Consider the following 6,752-nt stretch of genomic DNA (forward strand, 5'->3'; position numbering starts at 1 on the left):
TACGATTGATTCCGTGTTCTTCTTCTTTGTCATTTTAAGTGTTTTAAATGGTTAATGAATCCATCTTCAAGGCTAGCCTTGAAGATAACAAAACCATCACTTATCTTTAGACCAAGTTCAGTCCACTTTTAGTTGAAGATTTACAGTCCCATGAAGTGGAAATAGATGAACGAATAGACAACAAGTCAGATCTTATCGCTAACCATAACAATGACTATGATTCATATATAGATTTATTAAAGGAAAAGGATTCGATGGTAAAAAATGGAATGGCAGATACCTTTTCCATCCAAAAGGAATATTACCTTAAGAGGCTGCAGGAGTCCTACCTGAAATCCCACGCGATAAACTATAAGGATTTGGTTAATCTATTTCATTCATATTTTCAAAGAAATAAGGATTATGTCCAGGATCCAAAATTCCAAAGTATTTGGAAAGCAATGGAAAATCTGACTACGATGTCCTTTAACACCATTGCTTTAGGTGGTGCACCCATTGCAGAAGGTGAAAAAACAATCTTTAAGCAAAGGTTAAGAGAGAATTTGGATGAATTTAAATCAAAGCATAAATTGTTATTTCCCTTGATATATCCAATTGGCATAACTGTTTTTTATACTCCACCGGTTCGTAACGCTATCGACTTGGATAATTTGGCACGATTGATCATCCCCGCATTAATAGAATTATTCGATCCTCCTCCCACGGTGGAAAATTCAATTGAAATTGGAAAAATACTGCCTGGGTTAAAGGATTTGACCAAGACGAACCAAAGGTTACCGAAGAATGCTATTACAAATTATCAAATTGTCAATCGACCTAGGAAAATGGATAGTCCCGAAGCGGGAAAAATAGATTTATTTATCACAGACGGTATGGATTTTCATTATAATCTATGGAATCAAATAGATGATATAAATGAGTATGTCGAATGAACTTCATCCATTCCCGACAGAGAGTAAAGGTTTGGGGATAGTCTCAATAGAGGAGAACCTGCTTTCAATGATAAGAATTTACCATCATTTACGTCGGAAACAATAAAGACTATTGGAGGAATGGAAACATAAAATCTTAATAAACCTGTTAAATGAGGACACAGCCTTTACGTTTTATTTTCAAGTACAGGGGTGAATTATATAAATACCTTAGTGTTTTTATCTCGAGTGACAATTCTTTCCATTTTCATTTGTATGAAGAATCAAACCAAGTGTTCAGATATTTTCCAATGGAACTTCTATCAGATGGTCGAATAAAAATCGAAAACAATCCAATATCAACAAATTTTCTTAGACACAAATTTACATTCCATACATCTGGATATATTCATTCAACCCAAAAAAATGGAGAGAGGTTTAAAGATGGTATTAGGGGAATACCTTTCTCTGATATAGAAACATCCAATTTAATTTTGCTCCTTGCACCAAAAGAGATTTCCCTTTTAGAAAAGTATAAGGCAAAAAAGAATGGGCATAATTTTATAATTCCTTTGGCGGATGAACAACAATCATTTACCTTAAATTTTGAGGTATTCAGGAAATCCTGTTTAAATAATCTGCCAAACGTTCCAAAGGAAATTGAGCAGGGTCCATTTTCAATGCAATGGGACTTCTTAAGGTTTGGGTTACGATTTTATATCCAAAAAATTGAAGGGAAACCCACATGGCCAAAATCTTCTTTGGTATTGAAAAGAATAATGAAAAGAGATAATGAGCTTAGGTAACTTCTTTGCTTTGCATGGCTAATCATTATAATAACCGAAATTATGGACTCATTTACTGAAAGTAGAGAAAAGAATAATCTAGTTCCCCTCAAGATATTGGATAAGCAAGTCTATCATTTAGATTTATTGAACATCGAACATAGTTGGACCGGTAGAATGGATGCCCAAATCGCCAACACTTTTATTCTTGAATCAAGCCAATTATTGATAAATTCAATAGCCCTTTTTGAGCAAGGTTATTTCGACTGTGCATTTTATTCGCTAAGACAGTCACTCGAAGTGTCCACAGTAATGACTTATTTAATAGACAATGACGAAGATAAGAGAGAGGAAGAGCTTCAAAATTGGAAAAGCCAAAGTCGTTTCCCTATGTATGGCCAAATGGTAAGGTTCCTTGAACAAAATGCATCAATATTTGCCGATATAAAATCTAAAATGTCCGACTACTTTGAGGAGCTTGACGAGGTCAAAAAGAAACTCAACAAATACGTTCACAAGCAGGGTTTCAAAACATTTTATGTTTCCAAGAATCATCCATTGAATAGGTCCAAGGATCCCCAGTTTTTTATAGAAGAATTTGAGGAATACCTCATAAAATGTATCGGTGCAGTGGCAATTCTTAGATTGACCATAGATCCTTTTCCCATATTGATGACAGACAATGAAATGTATTTGCGGACTGGGGATATGATGACCAAGGGATATACCGATGGGTTCATCAATAAATACATAGGGCCACGGCACATAGAGGCCTATAAAACCACAGATATATATACTTTGCACTACGATTCTATATTACGGGAAGAGGCCAAGTTGCCTTGCGTTGCGGATGTAGTCAAACATCAGTACATTGACAAAAATAAGTTGGAAGAAATTTTTTCACAAAAACATCTATTATCAAAAAATGACCTTGTTGCTGTTGTATTAAGTGGTTTTTCTGATAAAGTTTCAAAAATTTATTGTGTTGGAGGTCTTTTACAGTATTACACAAATATTGATACCATAAGGAAAAGCAGGTCGTGGAGTAGTGAGGATTTCAACAAGTTTGAAACCCATGAAAAGAGGTATAACCAACCTTACGATGAAGCTTTTATATCTATACTTGCTATAAATGGAGAAACATACTTTATAGAACATAACGAAGAATTTGGTGCCGAGGAAATCACAGAGTTAAGAACCACAGAAGCAAAATCAGCCAATGAAGCCTAATGAAGTTTTTATAAGCATGAAGGTGGAGTTCTACTAAAATGAGAGAGAATACCTGATAGAATCTAAATTTTGTTTTTGATGGAAATGTAATCAAGATACAGAAAGAATTTAAGGCTATGAATGAAAATTTACACTCTGATATTAGAGAGCATAATATTTTTGATCAATTGACTAAATATGGTAATTTTTATAAAGATCTTTCCTTGGCTATATTCCACTGGATGGGGCAAGGGACCAAAGCAATCATAAATCTTGATACCTATGTATATTCGTCAATCCAGGGAACACTTGAATCCATCAAGGATATATTGATAAAGGGACATATCAATGATGCTTATGCATTGCTGAGAAAATATTACGATTCCACAATAATAAATATTTACACAAGTCTTTATTTACAGGACCATTTTGGTTTGGACAACTTTATTGTTGAAAAGATTGATGGTTGGAGAAAAGGAACAGAAAAAATACCAAGTTTTAGGGTCATGTCGGAATATGTTATTAACTCTCCCAAGACTACGGAACTCACCAAAATTTTTTATAAGGATAATCAATTTAGGGGTAGTGAGCTGGACAAATTAAGGGGAAGGTGCAATGAACATCTACATTATTTTTATTATAGGAATTTGCTGGCCAATGACCCAAAAATTTTCAGTCCTAAAAGACTATTGATGTTGGACAACCTCTCAAAAGACCTTAACAGTATCTTTATTTTGCATATAGCGTATATATTTTACCTTAATGGTCACTATATGATGGCATCCCATTATCGGGACTGTTTGGACTTGGGTATAGAACCTGAAGAAGGCTCACAATACCTTGTCGCTAACTTCGTGCAGGACATATTTGACCAAGTTATCAAGAGGGATAGATTAGATGTGTTTGAGGCAATCAAATCAGTTACCAAAATGGATTTAAAATAAGGTCAATTAACAAGCAAATCCTTACATTTATATGTTGAAGAAAGCCTGCAAATGATCCTGTCAAAATTTATTAAATAAAAAGGTTTTTTCATCTCACAGAATTGAATATGGTCCACTACCTGTCTATATCAATGAACGATGTGAATATGGATTAAAAATGAATAAAAAAGCATTAGTAATTGGTATAAACAACTATAGCCATGCACCTGGTTTGGACAATTGTATCAGTGATGCTATGGATATGCACAAATTCTTGGGTTCCAACGGATTTGAGTGTAAGACAGTTCTAGATCCTTCCCAATCAGAGCTAATCAAAGAAATAGCTGATTTCAAAAGGACAATAACAGAAGAAACAGTCTCGGTTATTTACTTTTCGGGTCATGGTCTCCAAGATGATAAACACAATTACCTTGTTGCTTCAGATTCTGAAATTCGACAAGTGGAGGATATAAAATACAATTGTATTCACGCAGATGATCTTCTCATTGACACCTCTGGGGAAAACCTTCATTTTTTGATTTTGGATGCTTGCCGAAATAACCCATTTGGCCTGGGGAAAAAGGGCATTTCCATGGGATTGTCCAAAATGAATGCCCCAGCAGGCACCTTAATTGCCTTTTCGACCAGTCCAAATTCAACCTCTATTGAGCGAAAATCTGAGCGAAATGGAATTTACACAAAACACCTGATTGAAAGCCTAAATATTCCCAATATAGCAGCAGAGTTGGCTTTTAAATATACTAGAAATGCTGTGATGGATGACACATCCAAAAAGCAGATTCCTTGGGAAGAGTCCTCTTTGTATGGAAAGGATTTTTCATTTGTGGTCAAAGAAATACAATTCCCTGAAGTGGAAGATATTTTGGTACAATGGGTGGAAGACAAAAAGGAAATCATATTACCACAACTTCTCCAAATACTTGAAGAGCCTTTTTTCAGTTCAATGCCACTCGGTAAATTGCAGCTTATACTAACATTAGTCCAAATATGTATTACTAAAGAGCAACAAAACTTAACCAAAAAAACGATTGATGAAGATTATATTTTGGGGAAAATGGTTGATGAGTATTTGCCAAAATTTTATGAACGTCTGTTGGCAGAGGATTTAGAATCAGAAATTGTTGATTTCAATATCTTAAAGAAGATAAATATCCAAAATGAAATAAATTATGGATTTAATTGGATGGAAGATCCAGATGAATCCTTCCCACAAATTATTGCAAATGAAATTGAGTTTGATGGGGATATTGGAATTTTGAGTTGTTTTCTATCCATTAAGGATAAAGAACATTTTTTAAAACCATTAATTATCATAAAGGGTCAGCCTATATCCTACTTGGACAATTCGATAATGGAGGGAGAACCAGTAGAGCAATTTTTGAAATCGTATTTTGAGATAAGGAAGCCTTTTGAGGAAGAACCTCCTGAATCTGGATTGGGCTGGATACCTGGCTAATAAAAGGGGTAGTATTACGGTGACCCAAAAACTAAGTGGCCAATAATTGAAAGAATAGGCCGTATTGATTTTTATTCTACGCAACTTGATAGCATATGTAACATCTGCTCTAAAAAAGGATTGACAATGAAGACAATCGGCCTACTTAAAAAATTAGTATCCATTATTCCAATATTATTGATGGCTTTAGTGAGTTGTTCAAACGATGATGGAACAATTTCGTATGACTTCGTTGGAAGCTGGAAGGTAGCCTATTATATGGAAGGCAACCAAAAGGTGACAAAGGAGGAAAACCCCACCTGGCCGGACTACAACAATGGCGACATCACGGCCACCTTCACCGTACCGGATGGAAATGGAAAGGGCGTGGTATCAGGCATATCCGTAACCAATGGCTATCATGGGGGCTATACCCTAGAGAGGAATGGTACCCTGACCATTGATCCCATTGCGACGACCTTGGTGAACGAACCCGACTGGACCGATCTATATCATATCACGGGACCCAAAACCTTTAAGATAAAAGGTTCCAAACTTTTTCTGTATTCCGAGGATGAGGATTTGGTCATTGTCATGGAACCAAACTGACGCTTTTTCTCTTTGCTTCACTGGTCTAAATTTGTTGATAACTAATGGTTTAAGAATAAAACTAGCTTCATTTTTGGAATGGGATTCCGTAACTTTAAGTTTGCTTAAAACTTAATGTGATGTGGTTCAACCAGGCCAAATGTGATATTTATATGGGAACCGGGGCAGGTTCCAAACTGCTCCATGAGATTTCCAATGCCCAACATTCGGTAAGGATATCCTCTCCCTACCTTTCCCCTAAATTGGTACAGGAATTGATCTGGTTGCACCAAAGGGGAGTTAAGGTCTCTTTGATTACATCGGATACTTTGGACGGGGGAGACAGGCGACAGGAACGGAGCCTTAAACCTTTGGTAATCCAGCACCGCCATGAAAATGAAAGTGCGTCGAAGCTCCGCCATCGATTGTTCCTCTGGAAAACCATTTGTTTTTATGCTGCAATCCTTGTTTTGGCTTTTTCAATAGTTGGTGTTTTTCTGTTCCAGAACGTTACTTTGGTTTTAGGCCTTTGGATCTCCTCCCTATTATTATGGTTGGTGTCAAGGGGACTGAATGCTAAATATCGTAAGCTACGGGTGTATTCCTACTCTTATTCTCCGCTTTTTCCCTTCAAGGTGTACATAGCCCCGGATACCCGACGTATTAATGATATGTTTATCCATGGTAAGATCTATATCATCGATGGACATACAGCTTATTTGGGTTCCCTGAACTGGATAAGCCGGGTAAACTGACCCACCTTCGCCGGATAAAACTGACCATAGCAAACGAACTGCCCAGATTTGATCTATCCTTGGGTTAAACTTAGTTTTTATTTTTTAATTTTCTTCTCATCGATTCTCCTTTTATATCTATTCTG

Annotated in this window: 7 protein-coding genes; all 7 read left to right on the forward strand. The window is 36.1% G+C overall.

The window, feature by feature from the left end; translation table 11 throughout:
• Positions 1-155: 155 nt before the first annotated feature.
• The 7 genes from EZV76_RS16695 (at position 156) to EZV76_RS16725 (ending at position 6,627) form a co-directional block, all read left to right on the forward strand.
• Complete coding sequence (locus EZV76_RS16695; RefSeq protein WP_136567673.1) at positions 156-932, forward strand: hypothetical protein; 777 nt, start codon at positions 156-158, stop codon at positions 930-932.
• A 290-nt stretch (positions 933-1,222) separates the two neighbouring features.
• Positions 1,223-1,717, forward strand: a complete 495-nt coding sequence (locus tag EZV76_RS16700; RefSeq protein ID WP_136567674.1) for a hypothetical protein — start codon at positions 1,223-1,225, stop codon at positions 1,715-1,717.
• A gap of 42 nt (positions 1,718-1,759) precedes the next feature.
• Positions 1,760-2,926, forward strand: a complete 1,167-nt coding sequence (locus tag EZV76_RS16705) for a teicoplanin resistance protein VanZ (RefSeq protein WP_136567675.1) — start codon at positions 1,760-1,762, stop codon at positions 2,924-2,926.
• Between the two features lie 116 nt (positions 2,927-3,042).
• A complete protein-coding gene (locus EZV76_RS16710; RefSeq protein ID WP_136567676.1) occupies positions 3,043-3,849 on the forward strand; it encodes a hypothetical protein in 807 nt (268 codons plus the stop codon).
• A 157-nt stretch (positions 3,850-4,006) separates the two neighbouring features.
• Positions 4,007-5,305: a caspase family protein gene (locus EZV76_RS16715; protein ID WP_136567677.1), complete on the forward strand. Its 1,299-nt coding sequence runs from the start codon at positions 4,007-4,009 to the stop codon at positions 5,303-5,305.
• Between the two features lie 126 nt (positions 5,306-5,431).
• Complete coding sequence (locus EZV76_RS16720) at positions 5,432-5,893, forward strand: META domain-containing protein (protein ID WP_136567678.1); 462 nt, start codon at positions 5,432-5,434, stop codon at positions 5,891-5,893.
• Between the two features lie 119 nt (positions 5,894-6,012).
• Entirely contained in the window at positions 6,013-6,627 is a 615-nt protein-coding gene (locus EZV76_RS16725; protein ID WP_136567679.1) for a phospholipase D-like domain-containing protein, read from the forward strand.
• Positions 6,628-6,752 lie beyond the last annotated feature (125 nt).

Source organism: Flagellimonas alvinocaridis, assembly GCF_004916895.1.
Lineage (GTDB): Bacteria > Bacteroidota > Bacteroidia > Flavobacteriales > Flavobacteriaceae > Flagellimonas > Flagellimonas alvinocaridis.